The following is a 20,946-nucleotide window of genomic DNA, read 5'->3' as shown; positions in this document are numbered from 1 at the left end:
CGCGACCTATCCCCCTACAGACAGGGATTCCCGATGGAAACCATCACCTTGGGAGCCGGTGTGCTCCTCGCGCTCGCGCTGCTCATCACCCTCGGCCTCGTGCTGATGGTGAAGAAGCTGTTCCAAAAGGTCGACCAGGGCCGCGCGCTGATCATCTCCAAGTTCAAGAAGGTCGACGTCACCTTCACCGGCGCGATCGTGCTGCCGGTGCTGCACAAGGCCGAGATGATGGACATCTCGGTGAAGACGATCGACATCGAGCGGACCGGCCGGGAAGGGCTGATCTGCAAGGACAACATCCGCGCCGACATCCGCATCACGTTCTTCGTCCGCGTCAACAAGACCGCCGAGGACGTGGTGAAGGTGGCGCAGGCCATCGGCACCGAACGCGCCAGCAGCCGGGAGACGCTGCAGGAACTGTTCGCCGCCAAATTCTCCGAGGCGCTGAAGACCGTCGGCAAGCACCTCGACTTCGCCGACCTCTACATCCGCCGCAACGAGTTCCGCGACCACATCATCCGCGTCATCGGCACGGACCTGAACGGCTACAGCCTTGAGGACGCCGCGATCGACTACCTGGAGCAGACGCCGCTGCTCTCCCTGGACAGGTCGAACATCCTGGACGCCCAGGGCATCCGGAAGATCACCGAGCTGACCGCGATCGAGCACGTCCGCACCAACGAGCACGCCCGCAACGAGCAGAAGGAGATCACGCGCCAGGACGTGGAGGCGCGCGAGGCGATCCTGGAGCTGGAGCGCCGCCAGGCCGACGCCGAGCTGCGGCAGCAGCGCGAGGTCGAGACCGTCCGGGCCCGCGAGGAGGCGGAGATCGAGCGGGTCAAGGCGGAGGAGCGGCTGCGGGCGCAGGCCGCGCACATCCGCACCGACGAGCAGCTCGGCGTCCAGACCGAGAACAAGAACCGGGAGGTCTCGGTCGCCGAGAAGAACAAGGAGCGCGTCCTCGCGATCGAGAGCGAGCGGATCGAGAAGGACCGCCTCCTGGAGGTCATCGCCCGCGAGCGGGAGACGGAGCTGACCCGGATCGCCGCCGACAAGGAGGTCGAGGCGGAGAAGCGGGAGATCGCGAACGTCGTCCGCGAGCGGATCGCGGTGGAGCGGACCGTCGCCGAGCAGGAGGAGGGCATCAAGCGGCTGCGGACGGTCGAGGAGGCCGAGCGCGCCCGCCAGTCGGTCATCATCCACGCGGAGGCCGAGGCGCAGGAGAACCTGGTCAAGGACATCAAGGCCGCCGAGGCCGCGGAGGCCGCCGCCGAGCACCGCGCCCGCGAGGAGCTGACGATGGCGCAGGCCCGCCAGGAGGCCGCGGAGATGGACGCGCAGGCCAAGATCCGGCTGGCCGAGGGCCTGCGTGCCGAGGCCGCCGCCGCCGGGCTCGCCGAGGTCCAGGTGCGCGAGAAGGACGCCGAGGCCATCGAGAAGGTCGGCCGCGCCGAGGCCGCCGTCGCGCGGGAGAAGGCGCTGGTCGAGGCCGCGCGGATCCGCGAGAGCCTCATGGCGGAGGCGGAGGGCCTGACCGAGAAGGCGGGCGCGATGGCGGCGCTGGACGAGGCGTCCCGCCAGCACGAGGAGTACCGGCTGCGGCTGGAGGCGGAGAAGGACGTCCGGCTCGCCGGGATCGAGGTGCAGCGGGAGGTCGCCGAGGCACAGGCGAGCGTCCTCGCCGCCGGGCTGGACAAGGCCGACATCAGCATCGTCGGCGGCGACAGCGTCTTCTTCGACCGGCTCGTCGGGTCGATCGCGCTCGGCAAGAGCGTGGACGGCTTCGTCCAGAACTCCGAGGTCGCGCAGTCCATCGCCGGCCCCTGGCTGGACGGGACGGGCAGCTTCACCGGCGACATGTCCAAGCTGCTCGGTTCGATCGACACGGGCGGCGTCCGCGACCTGACCCTCTCCGCGCTGCTGCTGCGGCTGATCAAGGACGGCGGCCCGGAGACGGGCGGGCTGCGGGAACTGCTCGACACCGCCCGCCGCCTCGGCGTCGCCGACGCCCCGCTGTCCGAGATCAACGGATCCGCCCTGACCGCCGGCTGATGCCGGGGAGCGGCGAGCCGCGTCCCCCGGCCGGCTCGCCGCCCCGGCACCGTCCGGGCCGCGCAACGGTTGCATTGTGACCTGCGGCCTGGCGGCCGGAGGCCGGATGGGCGGCAGGGCTGTGCGTGGAGGGCATGGGCCGGCGGTTGAGGACGCCGCGAACGTGCATGAACGAAGGACAGACGGGAGAGATGGGTGAATGAGGACGTGAGGGAGGCCACCGGGGCCGAGGCGGGGCGGTCGGAGCTGGACCACGGCACGTACGAGGTGCTGCGTGCGCGGCTCGCCGAGCACGCCGCCGAGCTGGCGCGGCGGGCGGAGGCGCTGAACGTCCGGCGGCTTGAGGTCTTCGGCGGCACGGAACTGCGGCTGGCGGGCACCGAGCAGATCCGGACGGCGCACAACTGCGTCCCGCGTGACGTGGTCGCGCTCGGCGGCGTGATGCTGTTCGGCTACAACGTCTTCCTCGGGCTGAAACCGGAGACGACGGTCGACGACGTGTTCTCCCTGCACCGTTTCACGCGGGACGGGGACGGCATCGCCTTCGTCCCGGCCGGGATGGACGCCGTGCCCGGCCTGCTGGACGACCCGCGGTTCCAGCGCGACTTCGCCGACATGTACCGGTACTACCGCCAGGCGCGGCTTCTGCAACTCCGTCTTGTGGACGGACGCCTGCTCGCGGTGTTCCAGACCGGCCCCCGCCTGTCCGATCTGCGCGTGCTGCGGTGGCGGACGGCACCCGACGGGACCGTTGCGTATGAGGACAACCAGGGCGAACGCGACCACCAGTTCCCGCCGGCGCACGACGTCGACTGGATCGAGACCACGCGGGACGACCACGTCCCCGGACGGCACCCGCACATCTCGATCGAGGGCGAGATGTTCGTCGAGACGATCGGCGGGACCCTCACCGTCAAGATCGAGGACAACACCGGCACCGGGACGGGCATCTACTCCGAGCCCGTGGACGAGCCGCTGCAGTCCCTCGCCGACGCCGACGTCCTGCACGCGCGGGTCGGGGCGCTGATCCTGCTGCGGATCCGCCCGTACAACGAGACCGCGTGGCGGCATCTGGTGTTCAACGTCCGCACGAAGGAGGTCGTGCGGCTCGACGGCATCGCGCAGGCGTGCCGGAGGCTGCCGGACGACCACGGGATCATCTTTCCGGGCGGCTACTACCTGGACACCGGCGCCGCGAAGACGTTCGACACCGACGTCACGGGCCTGGAGTACGAGCGCGTCATCCGCTCCCCCAACGGCGAGGACGTCCTCTACGTCTTCCATTCGCGCGAGGACGGCCGGTCGCTGCTGCTGCCGTACAACGTGATCCGCAAGCAGGTCACGACGCCGGTCACCTGCCACGGGTTCTCGCTGTTCGAGGACGGGACGCTCGCCGTGATGCGGGCCTTCTCCGACGAGCCGGCCCGCGTCCACCCGATGCAGATCTGGCGGACCCCGTACGTCTCCGACGCGCACGCCGCCGCACAGCCCGTCGGGACGGGCCCGCTGGAGCGCGTGGGAAACGCGGACCTCGTCCGCGGAATTTCCGAATGCCTCTCCGTCACCCGCATGGTGGACGAGATGTCGCCGTCGACCCGGGTGTTCGAGGCGCTGATCTCGGCGTGCACGCGGACGTCCGACCTGTACCACTGGCTCGCCGACGCCGACCTCGGGGAGGTGGCGGCGCCGCTGGCGGACGTGCGCTCGACCGCCGGGCAGGTCCTGGACGAGTACGAGAAGGTCCGCGCGCTCACCGACCAGGCCGTTGCCGCTGTTTCCGAGGCCGCCGACGACATCGCCGCGCTGATCCGCCGCGCCCGGACGGAGGCACCGGAGAGCGCCGAGGGCTGGATCGGCCGGCTCGCCGAGTTCCGCCGCGCCCAGGGCCGCCTGGAAACTCTGCGCGACCTCCGGTACGCCGACACCGACCGGATCGACGAACTTTCCGAAAGCGTCCAGGCGGAGCTTCGCGACGCGGGCCGGGGCGCCGTCGAGTTCCTCCAGGGCGAGGACGCCTTCACCGGCTACCACGCCGAAGTGGAGCGCATCACCGAGTCGGCGCACGCCATCGAGACCGCCGCCGACGCCGTGCCCCTCGCCGATCTCCTCGACGCGCAGAACGAGGGCCTGGAGGTCGTCACCGAGGTCGTCGGAGACCTCGACATCACCGACGCCACCGCCCGCACGGCGATCCTGGAGCGGGTCGGCGAGGTCCTCGGCGGCCTCAACCGCGCCCGCGCCGTCCTCGGCAACCGGCGCCGCGACCTCCTCGGACGCGAGGGCCGCGCCGAGTTCGCCGCCGAACTGGCCCTCCTCGACCAGTCCATCGCCGGCGCCCTCGCGGGCGCCACCACGCCCGAGACGTGCGACGAGCAACTCGGCCGCCTGCTCCTCCGCCTGGAAACTCTGCAGGCCCGCTTCTCCGACCTGGACGACTTCCGCTCCGAGCTGGAAACGAAGCGCACCGAGGTCTACGAGGCGTTCTCGTCCCGCAAGCAGACCCTCCTGGACGAGCGCGCCCGCCGCACCGACCGCCTCACCGAGTCGGCCGGCCGCATCCTCTCCGGCGTCCGCCGCCGCGCCGCCGCGCTGGGCTCCCCGGACGAGGTCAACACCTACTTCGCCACCGACGCCATGGTGGCCCGCCTGCGCGGGATCGCCGACGAGCTGCGCGCCCTGGACGACGGCGTCCGGGCGGAGGAGCTGGACGGCCGCGTCAAGTCCGCCCGCCAGGAGGCCGGCCGCGCCCTGCGCGACCGCCTCGACCTGTACGGCGACGACGGCGGGACGATCCGGCTCGGCCGGCACCGGTTCGCGGTGAACACCCGCCCGATCGAGCTGACCCTCGTCCCGCACCGCGACACCGTCGCCTTCGCGATCACCGGCACGGACTACCGGGCCCCCGTCCTGGACGACGCCTTCGCCGCGACCCGCCACCTGTGGAACCAGACCCTCGTCTCGGAAACCCCGGAAACCTACCGGGCCGAGTACCTGGCGACGTCGATCCTCGCGGACACCGGCCCCGGCGACCTGGACCGGGCCGCCGCGGACGGCAGCCTCCTCGCCCTCGTCCGCGACGCGGCCGCCGACCGCTACGACGAGGGCTACGAACGAGGCGTCCACGACCACGACGCCGCCCGCATCCTGGAAACTCTGCTGCACCTCCACGCCGACGCCGGCCTGCTGCGCTACCCGTCCCCGGCCCGAGCCGCCGCGCAGCTCTTCTGGACGCACGGCACCGCCCCCGCGGGACGAACCGCTCTGGCCACCCGCGCCCGCTCCCTCGTCCGGGCCCGCCGGACGTTCGGCCGCACCGACGCCCTGACCGCCCTCACCACCGAACTCGCCACGTCCATCACCGCCTTCACCGGCCGAACCGGCCTGGCGTCCCCGGACGGCCCACTCGCGGCGGAGTACCTGATCGAAGAACTCGCCGCCGCCCCGGACGGCTTCGTCACCAGCCAGGGCGCCCGCGATCTGCTGAAGAACTTCGGCCAGAAACACCAGGCCGAACTGGAGGCCGACCTGAGCGCCCTCGGCGACGACCTCGCCGCCCGCCACCAGCTCGCCGAAGCCTGGCTCGGCTCGTTCGCCGACGACCCGTCCGACCTCCCCGAGGCGGTCGCGATACAGCTGTGCGCCTCCACCCGCTACGACTCCCCCGCCGCCCTGACCGCCACCATCGACGACCTGCTCGGCAACCACCCGCGCATAGTCGACCGCCATCTCGACCTGCGCCTGGACGAACTGCTGGCCCGGACGGCACGTTTCCGCACCGACCGCGTCCCGGCTTTCCGCGCCTACCAGAAACAGCGGAACGACCTCATCGCCACCGAGGAGAAGCGCCTCGGCATCCCCGCCCTCAAACCCCGCACGATGAGCGCGTTCGTCCGCAACCGCCTGGTCGACGAGGTGTACCTCCCCCTCATCGGCGACAACCTGGCCAAACAGCTGGGCGCCACGGGCGACGGCAAGCGCACCGACCAGATGGGGATGCTGCTGCTCATCTCCCCGCCCGGCTACGGCAAAACGACGCTCATGGAGTACGTCGCCGAACGCCTCGGCCTGGCACTGGTCAAGGTGGACGGCCCCGCCCTCGGCCACGACGTCACGTCCCTCGACCCCGCCCAGGCCCCCAACGCCACCGCCCGCCAGGAGGTCGAGAAGATCAACTTCGCCCTCGACATGGGCAACAACGTCCTCCTCTACCTGGACGACATCCAGCACACGTCACCCGAACTCCTGCAGAAGTTCATCCCCCTCTGCGACGCCCAACGCCGGATCGAAGGCGTCAAGGACGGCGACCCACGCACCTACGACCTGCGCGGCAAACGCTTCGCCGTCTGCATGGCGGGCAACCCGTACACCGAGTCGGGGCAGCGTTTCCGCATCCCCGACATGCTCGCCAACCGCGCCGACGTGTGGAACCTGGGCGACGTCCTGTCCGGCAAGGACGACCTGTTCGTGCTCAGCTACATCGAGAACGCCCTGACGTCGAACCCGGTCCTCGCGCCCTTGACGAACCATGACCGTTCCGACATCGAGCTGCTCGTCCGCCTGGCCTCCGGCGACCAGACCGTCCGCCCCGACCGCCTGTCCCACCCGTACTCCCAGACCGAACTGGACGAGATCCTCTCCGTCCTGGAAAAGCTGCTCCACGTCCAGCAGGTGGTCCTGACGGTCAACCGCGCCTACATAGCGTCCGCGGCCCAGGACGACGCCGCCCGCACCGAGCCCCCGTTCCGTCTACAGGGCTCCTACCGCGACATGAACAAACTCGCCGAACGCATCCTGCCGGTCATGAACGCGGCCGAACTGGAAGCAGCCATAGACGACCACTACCGAGCCGAGTCCCAAACCCTGACCTCGGACGCCGAAGCGAACATCCTCAAGCTGGCCGAACTCCGCGGCACCCTGACCCCCGCCCAGCAGACCCGCTGGACGGAGATCAAATCCGCCCACCAACGATCCCAGACCCTCGCCGGCAACCAGGAAGACCCGTCCGTAGGCGCCCTCCTGCACCTGGCCGACAAACTGACCGCCATAGAAAAGGCCCTACGCCCCCACTGATCGCGTCACCACTTGTCAGAGACGGTCCGCGGCACGCCGAGATCCATCGGATAGGGAAATCGAGACATGGCCCAACATCCCTTCCTGAGATGATCCGTTGCCATGTCTGAATCCCCCATGGACATGATGTTCTCCGCAGGGACCCGTTACCGATGGGACGACGGGACTGCCTCGGTCATCGATGTTCAATCGGTCGGCGTGTCGCGCCTGCCCACCGGGCATCTGATCGCCCAGGACCCCGGCTGGGGGAGTCCACCCTGAGGTGCAGCCCTTCATCGTGACGGTCCCACCGGGCCGCTACCCGGTGACTCTGTCAATCTCTCACTGGGAACGATCACCAGTTCCGCATATCCCGTCCCCGATGCGGTTGGTGAACGCCGCAAAGCTCAATGTACGTGCCGAGCCCGCGGTGTCCTGGGAACTGGACGCGGCCACCTCGAACGCGATCGATCGGCGATGGTCGACGCCATTGTTCGTTCCATCCATCTCGGCGGTATCGAGGTTCCCACCGACGATCCTGAGCTGAACGTCATCGTGTTCAGGTGCGGTATGGGCGACGGGACCTACCCGATCTGGATCGGCCGCGCCAGAAACGGCGAGGTCGTCTGCTTTGTCGCTGACCTTGAACTGCTCCAGCACAGCCTGGGCACAGCTCTGAGTGGCCGGGCCCAATAACGGCCGTCCGGGCGGGTAAGACGGCCTCGACTACAGCGAAGCCCCGGCGCGGAGCCGGGGCTTCCGCTGTCGGAGTCAGAGGTTCTTGAGGGTCTCGGCGAGGCACCGGAAGTCGCCGGGGGTAATGACGAGTTTGGGGCCGGCGGGGTCCTTGCTGTCGCGAATGGCGACCGTCCCAGGAACGCCGGCGACCTCCACACAGTTGCCGCCGTTCGGGGTGCTGCGGCTGGCATTGCGCCACACCGCGCGGCTCAGGTCCATCTCTCTTCCACCGTCCTGCGGACCAACTCGATGCTCGCGGCCATCGGCAGGGCCAGGCGGCGAAGCTCCCGGAGGGTTCTCGCGACCGCAGCCAAGGCTTCCGGCTCGCTCAAGGTGAGTCCACGATACGCGCTCTCGACATACACGACCTCCGACCGGTCCTCCAGGGTCGCCACGACGAACGGCCCGGAGTTGCCTCCGTGCTCGCCACGACTGGGCACGACCTGGACGGTGACGTGACGGCCGGCCATGCTGATGAGCTGTTCGAGCTGCTCACGCATGAGTTCCTTGTTACCGACCTCGCGGTGCAGGCTCGTTTCGTCCAGCAGGACGGTCAAGGCAGGAGGATGGTCTTTCCGGAGAATCTCCTGACGCCTGATGCGGGCATCCCCGGCCTCCTTGTCCCCGTGCAGGACGCGCCGGCTGCAGCCCCTGCGTTCGAGCTCGGTCCACCAGCATCGAGATCGGCTGCGCGTCCGAGGCCGCACTCGACAGCGCCTGAACCGGCTGCTCCCCGGACTCCTCCTGATCCGCCGTTCATTGAACACTCCTACGCGGCGTAGTGGGCTGGGCGCGGGTGCGCAGCAGTTAAGGCCCGGCGGTTTGGCGGCGTCCTCGGGTGGTGGCTCCGGCTCGCGGGGAGCCGTTTCTGTGTCGGTATCGGCGGGCGGCTGAGCGGGGACTGCAGGCGGCGGGCGCTTCCCAGGGGTTGGGGACGTCGGGTGCCGGTGTCGGTGGGGGTCGGTGGCGGGTGTCTCCGGGAGGGAGCAGCCGGTAGGTGTATCGGCCGTCCTCGCCTCGGATCATGTGGACCTGGTCAGGGTTGGCCGCCTTGAACCGGTTGTGGAATCCGCAGGTCAAGGCGAGGTTGTCGATGTCAGTGGGTGCGTGGCCCAGGGCCCAGCCGTCGACGTGGTCGACCTCGCACAGCGTCCCGGGCACCTCGCAGCCCCGCGCCGCGCACGTCGGGTAGAGCGCCTCGAGTACTTGGCGCTGCCCTGGGGTGGCGAACCGGACGGTGCGGCCGAGGTAGAGAGGGATGTGGCCGCTCCCGAGGATGAGCGCGGACACTCCGGCCGCCAGGGCGATGCGGCGGGCCTGTTCCGGTGGGATCGGCGTCCCGTCGGTGAGGCGCGCCGGTGCTCGGCCACCGGCGAGGGTGTCGAGGTCGCAGATGATGGTGACCTTGGTGGCGCGGTGCCCGCCCGATAGGACATGGGTCAGCGCGGCGGCGGTGCGTTCGGCCAGGTCGCGTGTGTCGTCGGTCCCGGCCGGTTTGGCCAGGGGTGCGAGTGTGCCGTCCCAGAGGGCGGCGTCTTCGGCGTTGAGCCACCCCTTGATGTACCGGCCGCCGTCCAGGGACCGGGTGGAATCGATCCAGGAGCGTTCGTAGCCGCGCCGGGAGTCCTTATCAGGGGTATCGGTGCCGTCGCGTTCGGCGATCAGGTCGGTGATCCGATTGCCGAACGCGGCCACCTTTCCGGCGGAGAAGCCCTTCCCGGCCAGGTCGAGCAGGATCTCCTCGGCCGCCGCGCAGTCGGCGTCGTCCAGGCGGGCCACAGCAGCGGCGATGGTGGCGGCGTACCCGTAGGACAACTCCCCCGACGCCAGGCGTCCAGCAGCCTTGGGGAGGCGGTGACGTTCACGGGCGAGAGCCATGCGTTCCTTGGCGCGGGCCTCCCGCATCCCCAGCCGGGTCCGCAGCCAACTCCGCACCGACGGGTATCCCCACCGGCGCATCTCGCCCGAGACGTCCACCCGCCCGATCATCCCGGCCAGGGCACTTTCTTGCAGGTCGGCCGTGCGGGCGAGGGTTTCAGCGTCGTGCATGCAGACCGCCGCCGACTCAGGCGGCTCCCGCTGGGCGAGTTCGGCCGCGATCAGAGCCGCCGCGTCCACCAGCTCACTGGTGGACATCGACGCCACATCGATCATCTGACTCGAACACATGACTCCATGTTATCGAACGAACACTATTAGTGCAGCCCGTTTAAGGGTGACAGTATTGAGACGTTCTGGATAGTGAAGCGCTCAGAATCCACTGATGACCTTCATCTCCACGGACGGGGATCAGGATGGCTTTGGCAGGCCGACTGTGCTTGTGCGGGTGCAGCGGAAGGAACGCCTTTTCCGGCATCAGATGGTCTCGACCCGGCGAACCGGCGGAAATCGGTGCAATCCACGAAAGCTTCGAACGATCGGAGTGCCGTGAGGGCCGGGGAGACGGCACATTGGGCAGGCCATTGCCATGTTCGCCGGACGCGTGCGCGTCCCAAACTCACAGAGCGGGCGTTCGGGCCATTGGTGAGGTCTACGAACGGACAGCATGCGAATCTTCGTCGCCGGGGCGTCCGGCGCGATCGGCGGGCTCCTCGTGCCACTTGTTCGAGCTGAGGTGCTCGGCGCGGACCAGTTCGCGCAGGGGCGACCGTGCCTGTTGCGTCCTTCGCGAGGACCGCGATCGGTCCAGAACGGTGACTTCGGGCGGGTTGCCGTCGTGATCAGGGCTTCTCGCCGTCTCTCAGCTCGTCGGCGGCCTGCTGGTAGGCGTCGGCGGCGCGGGTGAAGTAGTCGAACAGGACGTCGAGCTGCTCGGGTGAGTAGGCGCCGAGGATCTCGCCGATCTGCCGCCTGGCCGGGGCCATGACCTCGTCGAGTTCCGCGGGTTTGCCGATCGGCTCGACGATCACCTTGCGGCGGTCCTCGGGCGACGGCGCGCGGCGGACGTAGCCGGCCTGTTCGAGGCGGTCGATCAGCCGGGTGGTCGGCCCCGTGGTCAGGCCGGTGCGGGCGCCCAGCTCGCCGGGAGTCATCGCACCCGCCAGATCCAGCACGTTCAACGCGTACAGGTCGCTGGCCCCCAGGTTGCAGGCCTTCGCGCTGGCATGGGTGTGCAGCATCACCGCGCTCAGGTAGCGGCGGTAGAGCCGTCCCGCGTCCGATCGCATCTCCGGCGTTGACATCCGGCTCCCCACTCCTTAATCTCTTCCTCAACGAAGAGAAATCCTTCAAGAAGAAACTTCACCTACGAAGGTACATGGAGGTCCGCCGTGATCGCGACCGTTGAGCCCCAGACCGTCGAGCCCCAGACCGTTCCGGCGGCCGCCCGGCCCCGGCGCCGCCGCGTCAAGCGCGTCCTCGGGCTCACCGCCCTCGCCCTCGGAATCACCGCCGCCGGCGGATACGTCTGGCTGAACACCACGGCGGACGTCCGCAACACGGGAACCCCCGAATGCCTCGACGTCGTCCCCACCGGTCCCGCCGGCGGGCACGCGGAGGTGTGCGCCACGCTCGACGCGCTGACCGGAGCCTGGAACCGGGGCGACGCCGACGCCTACGGCCAGATCTTCACCCCCGACGCCACGTACACCACCTATGTCGGCACCTACTACGAGGGCCGCCGTGACATCACGGAAGGCCACCGTGCCCTTTTCGGCGGATTCCTCAAGGACACCAAGCTTGCCGGCTCCTTCCTGTCCATCCGCTTCTACTCCCCCGGCACCGCGGTCGTCACCAGCCGCGGCGACACCTACAAGGGCGCCCCGAAGAAGCCCGAAGATCTTTCCAAGACGCAGACCTACACCATGGTCCGTCAGGACGACGGCGGCTGGCGCATCGCCGCTTTCCACAACACCAAGCGCCAGACGGTCATGGAGCGCATCTCTTTCCTGATGGCGCCCGACACCAAGCCGCAAGCCGAGAAGTAGCGGCTCCCGGAAACGACCGAAAGGGTGAATGAAATGAACAACGACAGCACCGAGATCCGCGCATTGCTGGACCGCGCCCAGGACGCGTGGAATCGCGGTGACGGCGCCGCCTACGGGTCCTGCTTCACCGCCGACGCCACCGACATCACCTACGTCGGGACCGTTTACAACGGTGCCGGCGAGATCGGCCGCGCCCACCAGGTCCTGTTCGACAGTTTCCTCCGCGGCACCAGGCTGACCCTGGAGATCGTCGATATCCGCCGGTGCGGGCCGGACGCCGCCGTCGTCGTCACCCGCGGCGAGGTCGCCAAGCGCACCCCCGGCGAACTCGGGAAACTCGCGACCTACACCGTCGTCCGCGGCGCCGACGGCCGGTGGCTGATCGCCGCCGTCCAGAAGACCAAGCACAGGCCCCTGCTGGAGGCCGTCTCCTTCAAAGTCAAGCCCGCCACCCGGCCGCGCAATGCTCGCACGCAGGGCGCACACGCACATTGACGTGCGAACGCAGGAAAGGCACGCTCGGGCCCGAGCGTGCCTTTCTTAGAGGCGGGGGCGGGATTCGAACCCGCATCACCAGGCTTATGAGACCTGCGTGCTCCCGTTGCACCACCCCGCACCGGTACGACAATGGTAAGAGCGAGGCCTCCCCGGTGACCAATGGTTTTTCCGAGGGACGCCGAATCGCCTCCGGGCCGGTCATCTGCGGCTCCCGTCCCGGCAGGTCGCCTTGCGCGCCGTTTATGATCACCGTCATGACCGGCAGGAACCGGGCCGCCGCGCCCCCCAGAGCGATCGCGCCGGGTGACGTCGTGGCCGCCTTCTCGATCGCTCTCGACGAGTGGACGGCCGCACAGATCATTCGTGTCGACGCCGCCGACGAGAGGGCGGCGGTGCTCGAACTGGACTGGTCCGGTCCCGAGCCCGCGTCCGCGGCCGATCTCGGTGACGTGGCGCCGCTCAGGCTGACTCACCACTCCTGGGACGGCGCCCTGTCGTACTGCAACTACGAATGGGTTCTGCCGCGCAGCTACAAGGTCATCGGGGCCCTGCCGCTGTTGCACGACGAGCCGTCACGCAGCTACTCCACCGGCTGGCGGCTCGGCGACCAGCTCGCCCGGCAGCGCCGCTGGGACGCCGGCGTCCGCGCGGACGCCGCCGACCCGTGGACGGCGGACTACACCGGTGCCGAGATCAACGATCTGCTCGACCGGCCGGACGATCCGCACACCGATATCCGGAGCTTGAAGGTCGGGGGCGTCGAGTCGCTCGACTGCGACCGGCTCGTCCGCCGGTTTCCGAACCTGACGGATCTGACGTTGCGGGGCGAACTCGGCCTGCTGTCGGCGGCGGCCGCCCTCAACGAACTGGGGTCGTTGCAGAGAATCCACATCATCGACCTTTTCGGGATGGGCCGGGACGACCTGCTGCTCCCCCGGAACGTCCCCGCGCTGGAGGCACTCCTCCTCTACAGCGTCCCCGCCGAGTACGCCGCCGCGATGCGCTCGACGTGGCGCCCCGAGATGCCCAACGGCACCTATGTCGACGTCCACAACGCCCGCACGCCCGACTGGGTCGCGGAGAACCGGAACAACCCGCTGCGCCACTGGGACGGCCGCGCGCACATCAGCGGCGCCCGGTTCAAGAAGGCCGTCGCGCAGTACAAGTCGACGCGACGGGCGGTCATGGCCGTGCTCTCCGGCGATCCCGGCGGCGACCGGCCGGCGCGGCTCGTCGAGATCGGGCGGCAGTACGGCGAGGCGTTCAACCGGCTGGACGACCGCACACCCTTCATCGAGACCGAGGAGCGCGAGGACCTGTTCGCCGCCCTCGACCACATCGTGGACGAAGCCGAAGCCGCCCACGGCCCGGGCCTGGCCTGGGCACGCGAGAGCCTCATCTCGGGAGTGGAGGACGTCCGCGACTGGTAGCGGCGGGCGTGGTGTTTCAGGGCGGCGTGGTGTTTCAGGGCGTCGGTGACGTCCTCGACGTGCGGGGCCGTTCCTCTGCCGAGGGGCAGGAGGACGCATGGGGTTCTCCGCATGCCCGGCAGCGGCCGGCGGGACCGGTCCGGGGCGCTGACCAGCGGTGAACGCTTTGCCTCCTCGATCGGCAATTCACAGGTGTAAGGCGATCCAGAACGAGGAGGGCCATGACACCCGATCCAGATGATGCGGAGTTGATCGCCCGGTCGCTCGACGGCGACGAGAACGCCTTCGTCGAGGTGGTCCGGCGTCACGAGGCGGCGGTGGGGGCCTACCTCGCGCGACGGGTCGGCCGGGACCTGGCCGAGGACCTGCTCGGCGAGGTATGGCTGGCGGCGCTGAAGTCCCGTGCGACCTACGACCGCGCGTTCCCGGACGCCGGCCCGTGGCTGTTCGGCGTCGCGCACAACACGCTCCGGCGGCACTGGCGATCCCGTCCGGCCGAGGAGCCGCTGGCGGACATGACCGGCATGGTGTCCGGGTGGGATCCATGGGCCGCCGTGGACGACCGCGTCGACGGCGAGTCGGCGCTGCGGCGCGCCCTGGCGCTGCTCCGGCCGCAGCAGCGGGAGATCCTCACCCTGGTCGCCTGGGAGGACCTGACCGTCGCCGACGCGGGGCGGGCGATCGGCATACCGCCGGGAACCGCGCGCCGCCACCTGCATGAGGCGCGCATGGCGCTGCGGAACGCGCCGGGGATGGCCGCGCTGGCCGGTCACAACACGCTTAAGGAGGCCAACTGATGGTTGACGAGATGGATCTGCTGAGGGATCTGAGGGACGCCGAGCCTGTGCGGCCGCGCGCCTTCGAGGAGGCCAGGGCCGTGCTGCAGTCGGCGATCGCCGCGGACGGGGCACCGGAAACGACGACGGCGCCTCGCCGGCGGGCCCGGTGGGGCATGCGCCGGACGGTGGGTCTCAGTGCCGCCCTGGTCGCCGCTGCCGCTGCCACGGCGGTGGCGCTGGCCGTCACGTCTGCGCCGACGCCCGGTGAGCCCCCCGCGCAGGCGTTGCCGGCCACGGCGAACCCGATCCTGACCGAGCTGGTGGCGCACAACACGCCCCTGCGGCCCGACATGCCGGGCGACGCGACGCTGCAGATCCGCAACCAGTCGCCGACCAGTGACGAGCTCGGCCACAACGGCATCGGCCTGTTCGCCGACGACGGCACCTACTACTGGGCGAACGACAGAAAGGCCCTGCAGCAGGCCATCGCCAAGGACGGGGGCGACGACGTGTTCAAGGGCGCCATAGCGGTGGCGCTCTACGCCGTGAAGGGCGATGTCGACACCGCGCGGGCACGGATGGCCGTTGCCAACCTTCCCGAGGGCACGAAGCCGGACTGGGAACGGGAAAGGGCGGAAAGGCTCAAGCGCTACGCCAAGGAGCGGGGCGAGAATTACGTGCCGCCGGAGCCGCTGACCCCCGAGCGGAAGAAGCAGATCACCGACAACCACATCTGGTCGAACTCCATCGACGCGCTGATCGCGGCGCCGAAGAATCCCCAGGTCCGGGCCGGTGTGCTCCGCATCATGGCCACGATGCCGAAGGTCGAGGTCACCAAGACCACCACCGCCGGACGGCCCACGCTGACGCTGGAGGACACCTGGTCCGCCGGCGGGGAGATCGTGGAAACGCTGATCATCGACGCCGCCACGGGCCACCCCGTCGCCGTCTCCAGCAAGGCCCCGGACACGCCGCTCAGGACGATCTACTACCACACGTCCCGGGTGACGCTCGCCGACATCGAAGCCGGCAAGTTCTGACCCCGTCCCACCGAAATCGTGCGGGCCGCCCCATCACCGGGCGGCCCGCACGCCTGTAGGGGCCCTGTGGCGCCCGCCCATCGGATGCGAATTAGCTGATGCAAATTCTGTTAACGTATGCGAACATCACACGGGATGTTCGCTGGAGATGGCGGCATCTCCGGTCAAGTGTCATACGGCGTTCTGGATGGTTTGCACACGCAACCGCCCACAGACGAAAGAAGCCCCCCGTGTTCCCTTCTCGCCTGATCACCCCCGGTGTGCTGAGCCTGGCGCTGCTGGCCCTGGCCGGTTGCTCGGGTTCGGACAAGGACGAGCCCGCCGCCTCCCAGGGCGGCTCGGCGAGCCCCACGACGGCCGCGGAGCCGCAGGGCGGCGGCACCGGAACGCCCGTCGGCGGCCCGAACACCGGGGTCACGGTCGGCCTCCCGGAGGGATGGAAGCAGGTCGACCCCACCCAGGACGCCTCCCCGGTGGTGCAGACGTCCTTCCATCTGTCCGGCGACCGCGGTGCGCTCATCAAGGAACTGATGGGCGAGCAGAAGAAGCTCGGCATCGTGTGGGGGATCGACTCGTCCGTCACGTCCGGTTTCGCGCCGAACCTGGCCGCCGGATGCGACAAGGGCGGCATCATCGGCACCGAACTGGAGACGCTGAAGGAGAAGGCGCGCAGGCTCAACAAGGGCGCCGAGATCACCGATCTCACCGTCAGCGGGAAGCCCGGGTTCAAGATGACCAACACCAGCACCGGAAGCGACGGGATCGCCACCGACCAGATCGAGGTCACCGTCCCCGTCTCCGACGAGCGCTACTGCTTCGTCAAGCTGGAGGCCGCGCAGGGCGCCATGCCGCCCGCCGCCGAGCAGATCGTGACCTCGTTCAAGCTCGCCTGAACACGAGCCGCGGCGGCTCAGCAGATGCGGGGCAGCGGGTCGCCTACGAGAAGGTCGGCTATGCGGGTGCCGCCGAAGGCGGTCTTCAGAAGGACGAGGCCGGGCGGGTCGTCGCGCACCCGGCCGATCACGGCGGCGTCCCGGCCCAGCGGATGGGCTTGGAGGGCGGCCAGCGCGGTCTCCTCCGCCTCGGGGGCGACGACGATCACGGCGCGGCCCTCGCAGGCCACGTACATCGGGTCGATGCCGAGGAGTTCGCAGGCGCCGCGCACGGCGGGACGCACCGGGACGCTGGACTCGTCCACCACCACGGCCGTGCCGGAGTCCGACGCCAGTTCGTTGAGGACGGTCGCGACGCCGCCGCGGGTGGCGTCGCGCATCCGGCGGACGGCGCCGGGGCAGGCGTCGCGGACGTCGGCGAGCAGGCAGTTCAGCGGCGCGGTGTCGGACGTCAGGTCGGCCTCGATGTCGAGTTCGCCGCGCGCCAGCATGATCGTGACGCCGTGTTCGCCGATCGGGCCGGTGACGAGGACGGCGTCGCCGGGCCGGATGTCGGCGGGTGCGGAACGGGCGAGGCCCACACCGGCGGTGTTGATGTAGCAGCCGTCGGCCTTACCCCGCTGGACGACCTTGGTGTCGCCCGTGACGATGTCCACGCCGGCGGCCTCGGCGGCGAGATGCATCGACTCGGTGATGCGGCGCAGGTCGGAGATCGGGAAGCCCTCTTCGAGGATGAATCCCGCTGAGAGGTGCAACGGAGTCGCGCCGGAGACCGCGAGGTCGTTGACGGTTCCGTTGACGGCCAGGTCACCGATGTCGCCGCCGGGGAAGAACAGCGGCGAGACGACGTAGGAGTCGGTGGTGAAGGCGAGGCGGGTGCCGTTCACGGCGAAGTGCGCCGAGTCGTCCAGCCGGTCGAGGACGGGGTTGCCGAACGCCTCGCGGAAGACGGTCTCGACCAGGGTGTGGGTGGCCTTGCCTCCGGAGCCGTGCGCGAGCGTGACGGTGTCCTCGCGGAGGCGCGGCCTGGCGTTGCGGGCTCGGTCGATGCGTTCGAGAACCTGCTCTTCGCGGATCGTCACCATGTCGTCTCCTTCACACCGGTCGTCTCCTTCACGCCGGTCGGCTCCTTCACGCCGGTCGCCTCCTTGACGCGCTCGCGGGTGAAGCGGCCGAAGTTGTAGTAGGCGGCGCAGGCGCCCTCGGACGAGACCATGCAGGTGCCGATGGGCGTCTCCGGTGTGCAGGCAGTCCCGAAGACCTTGCACTCCCACGGTTTCAGGACGCCCTTCAGGACCTCGCCGCACTGGCACGCCTTGGGGTCGGCGACGCGGCCGCCCGGGATGTCGAAGACGCGCTCGGCGTCGAAGGCCGCGTACTCGTCCTTCATGCGGAGCGCGGAGTGCGAGATGAAGCCGAGGCCGCGCCATTCGAAATAGGGGCGCAGTTCCATGGTCTGGCCGATGACCTGCAGCGCCTTGGCGTTTCCGTCCCACGGGACGACGCGGCCGTACTGGTTCTCGACCTCGGAGCGGCCCTCGGCGAGCTGGGTCAGCAGCATGTGCACCGACTGCAGGATGTCCAGCGGCTCGAATCCGGCGACGACCAGGGGTTTGCCGTGGTCGCCGGCGATGAACGAGTACGGGCGGCAGCCGATGACGGTGGAGACGTGGCCGGGGCCGATGAAGCCGTCGAGCCGCAGGTCGGGCGAGTCGAGGATGGCCTTGATCGCCGGGAGGATCGTCACGTGGTTGTTGAAGACGGAGAAGTTCTCGATCCCCTGGGCAGCCGCGCGCAGCACGGTCATCGCGGTGGACGGGGCGGTGGTCTCGAACCCGATCCCCATGAAGACGACGCGGCGCGACGGGTTCTGCTGGGCGATCTTCAGCGCGTCCAGCGGCGAGTAGACCATCCGGATGTCGGCGCCGGCGGCCTTGGCGTCGAAGAACGAGCCGTCTCCGCCGGGTACCCGCATCATGTCGCCGAACGACGTCATGATGACGTCCGGCTGGGACGCGATGTGGACGGCGTCGTCCACCCGGCCCATCGGAATCACGCACACCGGGCAGCCGGGGCCGTGCACGAGCGAGATGCTCTCCGGCAGGTAGTCCTCAAGGCCGTGCTTGTAGATGGTGTGGGTGTGGCCCCCGCACACTTCCATGAACTTGTAGTGCCGGCCGGGCTCGCACAGCGACGCGATCGAGGCGGCGAGCGCCCGCGCCCTGCCCGCGTCCCGGTACTCGTCGACGAAGCGCATCAGTCGATCCTCGATTCCCGCAGTGCGTCGATCTCGTCGTCGTAGGCGTCGCCGATGCCTTCGAGCAGCCGCAGCGTGGCCTTCGCCTCCGCCTCGTCGATCTTGGACATGGCGAAGCCGACATGGATGAGGACCCAGTCGCCGGCGGCGAGCCGCTCCCCGTCGAGCAGGCCGATGTTGACGGCCCGCCGGACGCCGGTGACGTCGACCTTCGCCAGCGGGCGGTCGGGCATGATCTCCACGATCTCGCCCGGTATCGCCAGGCACATCAGACGGCCTCCTCGGTGGGTTCGCGCCGTGTCGGTTCGCGCTGCGTCAGTTCGTGCTGCGTCAGTTCCCATAGGGCGTGGTAGATGGTCGTCTGCGCCTCCTGGATGCGGTGGACGGACGACGACGGCACGACGAACAGGTGGCGCAGCCCCGGTTCCTCGGCCATCTGGCCGCCGGTGTATCCGGCGAGGCCGACCGTGACCATGCCGCGCCGTCCCGCCTCCCGCAGCGCGGCGATCAGGTTGTCGGAGTTCCCGCTGGTGGACAGCGCGAGCGCGATGTCCCCGGGACGTCCGAACGCGGCGAGCTGCCGGGCGAACACCACCTCGAACCCGATGTCGTTGGACAGCGCGGTGACCACGGCGACATCGGTCGTGAGGGCCAGCGCGGGCAGCGGCCTCGCGGAGTCGCCCGGGTTGAGGAACAGGGCGGCGACGTCCTGCGCGTCGGTCGAGCTGCCGCCGTTCCCGAACGTGAACAGCCGCCCGCCGGCCCGGAACGCTTCCGCCATCCGGGCGGCGCAGGCCACGAGCTCCGCGCCGTACTCCTCCAGGACGGTCTCGCGCAGCCGGACGATGTCGTTCGCCTTGTCGGCGGTCGAGCGGCGGACGTCGTCCATGAGGGTGTCCAGCCCCGAGCCGCCTTCGTACAGGAACGGGTAGAGCTGCTGCATGTCGGTCATGTCACGACCCCGATCGCTTCCTTGGCATGGACGAGCACGGTGTCGCCGGCCGCCGCGTCCACCAGCGCCACGCTGACCTCTTCGACCCGCCCGTCCCCGGCGTCGACGTCGGCGAGGCCGCCGTCCCGTATCCGCAGGATCCGGACGGGGACTGCCTCGTCCGAGCACGTCACGCAGTGGTCGCCGGCGCAGTCCCGGCCTTCTGGCGGCGAGGTCACGTGACCGCCTCCCGGACGAGCACGTCCGGATGCTCCAGGAACACGTGGACCAGCTCCCAGAGCATGTGGTACGCCGTGACGTGCACTTCCTTGACGATGCGCGGATCGTCGGACGCCACCGTCACCACGTGGTCGGCCGCCCCGGCGAGCGCTCCCCCGTCGCCTCCGGCCAGCGCGACCGTGAGCATCCCGAGGTCCCGGGCGCTTTCCAGCCCGCGCAGGACGTTGCCGCACCGGCCGTCCGGCGAAATCCCGAAGGCCATGTCGGCGGCGCCGCCGAAACAGCGGAGCTGGTGCGCGAAGACGTCGTCGAACCCGGTGCTGCGGCCGATCCCCGTGAGGGTCGCGACGTCGCCGGTGAGCGACAGCGCGGGCAGAGCCCGCTTCCCCACGATCACCGGGTGGACGAACTCGACCGCCACATGCTGGGCGTCGGTGGCCGCGCCGCCGTTGCCGAACGTGAACAGCCGGCCGCCGCGGTGGAACCGCGCCGCCATCGCGTGGCACGCCGCGGCGATCGCGCCGGCGTCACCGGCGAGCGCCGCGCCGGGTTCGGCGCGGCGCCGGAAGACCTCCGCCACCGTGACGGTCATCGGCCGTCACCCCCGGGCGGCGGCGGGACGTCCCTGACGCCGTGCTGCCTGAGCGACATGTCCACGGCGAGGTCCCAGCGGTCGGACAGTCCGCGCGACATCGCGTACGCGTCGTCGCACATGGCCCTCGCCACCGCGGCGGTCTCCGCGTCGCCGGCGCGTTCGGCGACGCGCCGCAGCATCTCCCCGGCCGCGATCTGCAGGTGGACGGCGACGTAGGCGTCCCGCATGTGCTTGCCGGCGGTGTCGCGGCGGCTGCGGCCGAGCCCGGCCTCGACGACCGCCGCGAACAGCATGCCCGCGTCCCGGACGAGGGAGGGCGCGGAGTGGTGCGCCTTCAGCCGCGCCTCGATCTCCCTGGTGTGGACGCGCGACCGCTCGGCGTAGTGGCCGAGCGGCTGGCACATGTCCGGTTCGTCCGCGGACGTGGTCAGCAGTTCGCTCAGCGCCGCCTCCACGTGTTCCTGGAGGGCGTGCGCGTCCTTCAGATAGCCGATCAACTGCTTGTCGATCGTCGTCAT

General features: G+C 69.8%; 21 protein-coding genes and 1 tRNA gene. 10 read left to right on the top strand and 12 right to left on the bottom strand.

What is annotated here, in order from left to right:
• Positions 1 to 33: 33 nt before the first annotated feature.
• The 4 genes from AB0C35_RS07280 to AB0C35_RS07265 all read left to right on the top strand — a co-directional run bounded on the left by AB0C35_RS07280 (position 34) and on the right by AB0C35_RS07265 (position 7,797).
• Positions 34 to 2,052, top strand: a complete 2,019-nt coding sequence (locus tag AB0C35_RS07280; protein WP_358451598.1) for a flotillin family protein — start codon at positions 34 to 36, stop codon at positions 2,050 to 2,052.
• Between the two features lie 195 nt (positions 2,053 to 2,247).
• Complete coding sequence (locus tag AB0C35_RS07275; RefSeq protein ID WP_358451596.1) at positions 2,248 to 7,122, top strand: DNA repair ATPase; 4,875 nt, start codon at positions 2,248 to 2,250, stop codon at positions 7,120 to 7,122.
• A gap of 262 nt (positions 7,123 to 7,384) precedes the next feature.
• Positions 7,385 to 7,648, top strand: coding sequence for a DUF4241 domain-containing protein (locus AB0C35_RS07270; protein WP_358451594.1), 264 nt, complete (start codon positions 7,385 to 7,387; stop codon positions 7,646 to 7,648).
• Positions 7,579 to 7,797: a DUF4241 domain-containing protein gene (locus tag AB0C35_RS07265; protein WP_358451592.1), complete on the top strand. Its 219-nt coding sequence runs from the start codon at positions 7,579 to 7,581 to the stop codon at positions 7,795 to 7,797. The genes AB0C35_RS07270 and AB0C35_RS07265 overlap by 70 nt, the downstream gene beginning before the upstream one ends.
• A 75-nt stretch (positions 7,798 to 7,872) precedes the next feature.
• Here AB0C35_RS07265 and AB0C35_RS07260 read toward each other — a convergent pair whose 3' ends face one another.
• The 4 genes from AB0C35_RS07260 to AB0C35_RS07245 all read right to left on the bottom strand — a co-directional run bounded on the left by AB0C35_RS07260 (position 7,873) and on the right by AB0C35_RS07245 (position 11,021).
• A complete protein-coding gene (locus AB0C35_RS07260) occupies positions 7,873 to 8,058 on the bottom strand; it encodes a DUF397 domain-containing protein (protein WP_358451590.1) in 186 nt (61 codons plus the stop codon).
• Entirely contained in the window at positions 8,049 to 8,546 is a 498-nt protein-coding gene (locus AB0C35_RS07255; RefSeq protein WP_358451588.1) for a DUF5753 domain-containing protein, read from the bottom strand. Before AB0C35_RS07255 ends, AB0C35_RS07260 begins: the two co-directional genes overlap by 10 nt.
• Positions 8,547 to 8,646: 100 nt before the next feature.
• Positions 8,647 to 10,008 carry a DUF222 domain-containing protein gene (locus AB0C35_RS07250; RefSeq protein WP_358451587.1) on the bottom strand — a complete coding sequence of 454 codons (1,362 nt, stop codon included), beginning with the start codon at positions 10,006 to 10,008 and terminating at the stop codon, positions 8,647 to 8,649.
• 551 nt (positions 10,009 to 10,559) lie between these two features.
• Positions 10,560 to 11,021, bottom strand: coding sequence for a MarR family transcriptional regulator (locus tag AB0C35_RS07245; protein ID WP_358451585.1), 462 nt, complete (start codon positions 11,019 to 11,021; stop codon positions 10,560 to 10,562).
• Between the two features lie 87 nt (positions 11,022 to 11,108).
• Between AB0C35_RS07245 and AB0C35_RS07240 the strand changes: the two genes are divergently transcribed.
• Positions 11,109 to 11,765 carry an SgcJ/EcaC family oxidoreductase gene (locus AB0C35_RS07240; protein WP_358451583.1) on the top strand — a complete coding sequence of 219 codons (657 nt, stop codon included), beginning with the start codon at positions 11,109 to 11,111 and terminating at the stop codon, positions 11,763 to 11,765.
• 33 nt (positions 11,766 to 11,798) lie between these two features.
• Complete coding sequence (locus tag AB0C35_RS07235; protein ID WP_358451581.1) at positions 11,799 to 12,260, top strand: SgcJ/EcaC family oxidoreductase; 462 nt, start codon at positions 11,799 to 11,801, stop codon at positions 12,258 to 12,260.
• 49 nt (positions 12,261 to 12,309) lie between these two features.
• On the opposite strand, the gene AB0C35_RS07230 is transcribed toward AB0C35_RS07235, so the two are convergent.
• Positions 12,310 to 12,381, bottom strand: a tRNA-Met gene (locus AB0C35_RS07230).
• Positions 12,382 to 12,517: 136 nt separating this feature from the next.
• Between AB0C35_RS07230 and AB0C35_RS07225 the strand changes: the two genes are divergently transcribed.
• From AB0C35_RS07225 to AB0C35_RS07210, 4 genes are all read left to right on the top strand, one after another.
• The gene (locus tag AB0C35_RS07225) at positions 12,518 to 13,693 is read left to right on the top strand and encodes a hypothetical protein (protein ID WP_358451579.1); all 1,176 of its coding nucleotides are present in this window, start codon (positions 12,518 to 12,520) and stop codon (positions 13,691 to 13,693) included.
• 221 nt (positions 13,694 to 13,914) lie between these two features.
• Positions 13,915 to 14,490, top strand: coding sequence for an RNA polymerase sigma factor (locus AB0C35_RS07220; RefSeq protein ID WP_358451577.1), 576 nt, complete (start codon positions 13,915 to 13,917; stop codon positions 14,488 to 14,490).
• Positions 14,490 to 15,512: a hypothetical protein gene (locus AB0C35_RS07215; RefSeq protein ID WP_358451575.1), complete on the top strand. Its 1,023-nt coding sequence runs from the start codon at positions 14,490 to 14,492 to the stop codon at positions 15,510 to 15,512. Before AB0C35_RS07220 ends, AB0C35_RS07215 begins: the two co-directional genes overlap by 1 nt.
• 230 nt (positions 15,513 to 15,742) lie before the next feature.
• Positions 15,743 to 16,405, top strand: a complete 663-nt coding sequence (locus AB0C35_RS07210) for a hypothetical protein (protein WP_358451573.1) — start codon at positions 15,743 to 15,745, stop codon at positions 16,403 to 16,405.
• Between the two features lie 17 nt (positions 16,406 to 16,422).
• Here the strand turns inward: AB0C35_RS07210 and hypE are convergent, their stop codons facing one another.
• From hypE to AB0C35_RS07175, 7 genes are read right to left on the bottom strand one after another with little or no spacing between them, the layout of a single operon-like run.
• A complete protein-coding gene (gene hypE, locus AB0C35_RS07205) occupies positions 16,423 to 17,490 on the bottom strand; it encodes a hydrogenase expression/formation protein HypE (RefSeq protein ID WP_358451571.1) in 1,068 nt (355 codons plus the stop codon).
• Positions 17,484 to 18,662 (bottom strand): hydrogenase formation protein HypD, encoded by a 1,179-nt coding sequence (gene hypD, locus AB0C35_RS07200; protein ID WP_358451569.1) that lies wholly within the window; start codon positions 18,660 to 18,662, stop codon positions 17,484 to 17,486. Before hypD ends, hypE begins: the two co-directional genes overlap by 7 nt.
• Positions 18,662 to 18,931 carry a HypC/HybG/HupF family hydrogenase formation chaperone gene (locus tag AB0C35_RS07195; protein WP_358451567.1) on the bottom strand — a complete coding sequence of 90 codons (270 nt, stop codon included), beginning with the start codon at positions 18,929 to 18,931 and terminating at the stop codon, positions 18,662 to 18,664. Before AB0C35_RS07195 ends, hypD begins: the two co-directional genes overlap by 1 nt.
• Positions 18,931 to 19,614, bottom strand: coding sequence for an SIS domain-containing protein (locus AB0C35_RS07190; protein ID WP_358451565.1), 684 nt, complete (start codon positions 19,612 to 19,614; stop codon positions 18,931 to 18,933). Before AB0C35_RS07190 ends, AB0C35_RS07195 begins: the two co-directional genes overlap by 1 nt.
• Positions 19,611 to 19,832, bottom strand: coding sequence for a HypC/HybG/HupF family hydrogenase formation chaperone (locus AB0C35_RS07185; protein ID WP_358451563.1), 222 nt, complete (start codon positions 19,830 to 19,832; stop codon positions 19,611 to 19,613). The genes AB0C35_RS07190 and AB0C35_RS07185 overlap by 4 nt, the downstream gene beginning before the upstream one ends.
• Positions 19,829 to 20,425: an SIS domain-containing protein gene (locus tag AB0C35_RS07180; RefSeq protein ID WP_358451561.1), complete on the bottom strand. Its 597-nt coding sequence runs from the start codon at positions 20,423 to 20,425 to the stop codon at positions 19,829 to 19,831. The genes AB0C35_RS07185 and AB0C35_RS07180 overlap by 4 nt, the downstream gene beginning before the upstream one ends.
• Positions 20,422 to 20,946, bottom strand: coding sequence for a DUF892 family protein (locus AB0C35_RS07175; RefSeq protein ID WP_358451559.1), 525 nt, complete (start codon positions 20,944 to 20,946; stop codon positions 20,422 to 20,424). Before AB0C35_RS07175 ends, AB0C35_RS07180 begins: the two co-directional genes overlap by 4 nt.

Origin of the sequence: Spirillospora sp. NPDC048819 (assembly GCF_040650055.1) — a bacterium.
In the GTDB taxonomy this organism is placed as follows: Bacteria; Actinomycetota; Actinomycetes; order Streptosporangiales; family Streptosporangiaceae; genus Spirillospora.
This window is presented reverse-complemented; position numbering and strand designations above follow the sequence as displayed.

What these genes read in the sequence shown, in the direction of transcription:
- AB0C35_RS07215 (WP_358451575.1), top strand. Translation starts at nt 14,490, where the DNA reads ATGGTTGACGAGATGGATCTGCTGAGGGATCTGAGGGACGCCGAGCCT.
- AB0C35_RS07265 (WP_358451592.1), top strand. Translation starts at nt 7,579, where the DNA reads ATGGTCGACGCCATTGTTCGTTCCATCCATCTCGGCGGTATCGAGGTT.
- AB0C35_RS07195 (WP_358451567.1), bottom strand. Translation starts at nt 18,931, where the DNA reads ATGTGCCTGGCGATACCGGGCGAGATCGTGGAGATCATGCCCGACCGC.
- AB0C35_RS07280 (WP_358451598.1), top strand. Translation starts at nt 34, where the DNA reads ATGGAAACCATCACCTTGGGAGCCGGTGTGCTCCTCGCGCTCGCGCTG.
- AB0C35_RS07220 (WP_358451577.1), top strand. Translation starts at nt 13,915, where the DNA reads ATGACACCCGATCCAGATGATGCGGAGTTGATCGCCCGGTCGCTCGAC.
- AB0C35_RS07175 (WP_358451559.1), bottom strand. Translation starts at nt 20,946, where the DNA reads ATGACGACGATCGACAAGCAGTTGATCGGCTATCTGAAGGACGCGCAC.
- AB0C35_RS07225 (WP_358451579.1), top strand. Translation starts at nt 12,518, where the DNA reads ATGACCGGCAGGAACCGGGCCGCCGCGCCCCCCAGAGCGATCGCGCCG.
- AB0C35_RS07245 (WP_358451585.1), bottom strand. Translation starts at nt 11,021, where the DNA reads ATGTCAACGCCGGAGATGCGATCGGACGCGGGACGGCTCTACCGCCGC.
- AB0C35_RS07235 (WP_358451581.1), top strand. Translation starts at nt 11,799, where the DNA reads ATGAACAACGACAGCACCGAGATCCGCGCATTGCTGGACCGCGCCCAG.
- hypE (WP_358451571.1), bottom strand. Translation starts at nt 17,490, where the DNA reads ATGGTGACGATCCGCGAAGAGCAGGTTCTCGAACGCATCGACCGAGCC.
- hypD (WP_358451569.1), bottom strand. Translation starts at nt 18,662, where the DNA reads ATGCGCTTCGTCGACGAGTACCGGGACGCGGGCAGGGCGCGGGCGCTC.
- AB0C35_RS07190 (WP_358451565.1), bottom strand. Translation starts at nt 19,614, where the DNA reads ATGACCGACATGCAGCAGCTCTACCCGTTCCTGTACGAAGGCGGCTCG.
- AB0C35_RS07250 (WP_358451587.1), bottom strand. Translation starts at nt 10,008, where the DNA reads ATGTGTTCGAGTCAGATGATCGATGTGGCGTCGATGTCCACCAGTGAG.
- AB0C35_RS07260 (WP_358451590.1), bottom strand. Translation starts at nt 8,058, where the DNA reads ATGGACCTGAGCCGCGCGGTGTGGCGCAATGCCAGCCGCAGCACCCCG.
- AB0C35_RS07180 (WP_358451561.1), bottom strand. Translation starts at nt 20,425, where the DNA reads ATGACCGTCACGGTGGCGGAGGTCTTCCGGCGCCGCGCCGAACCCGGC.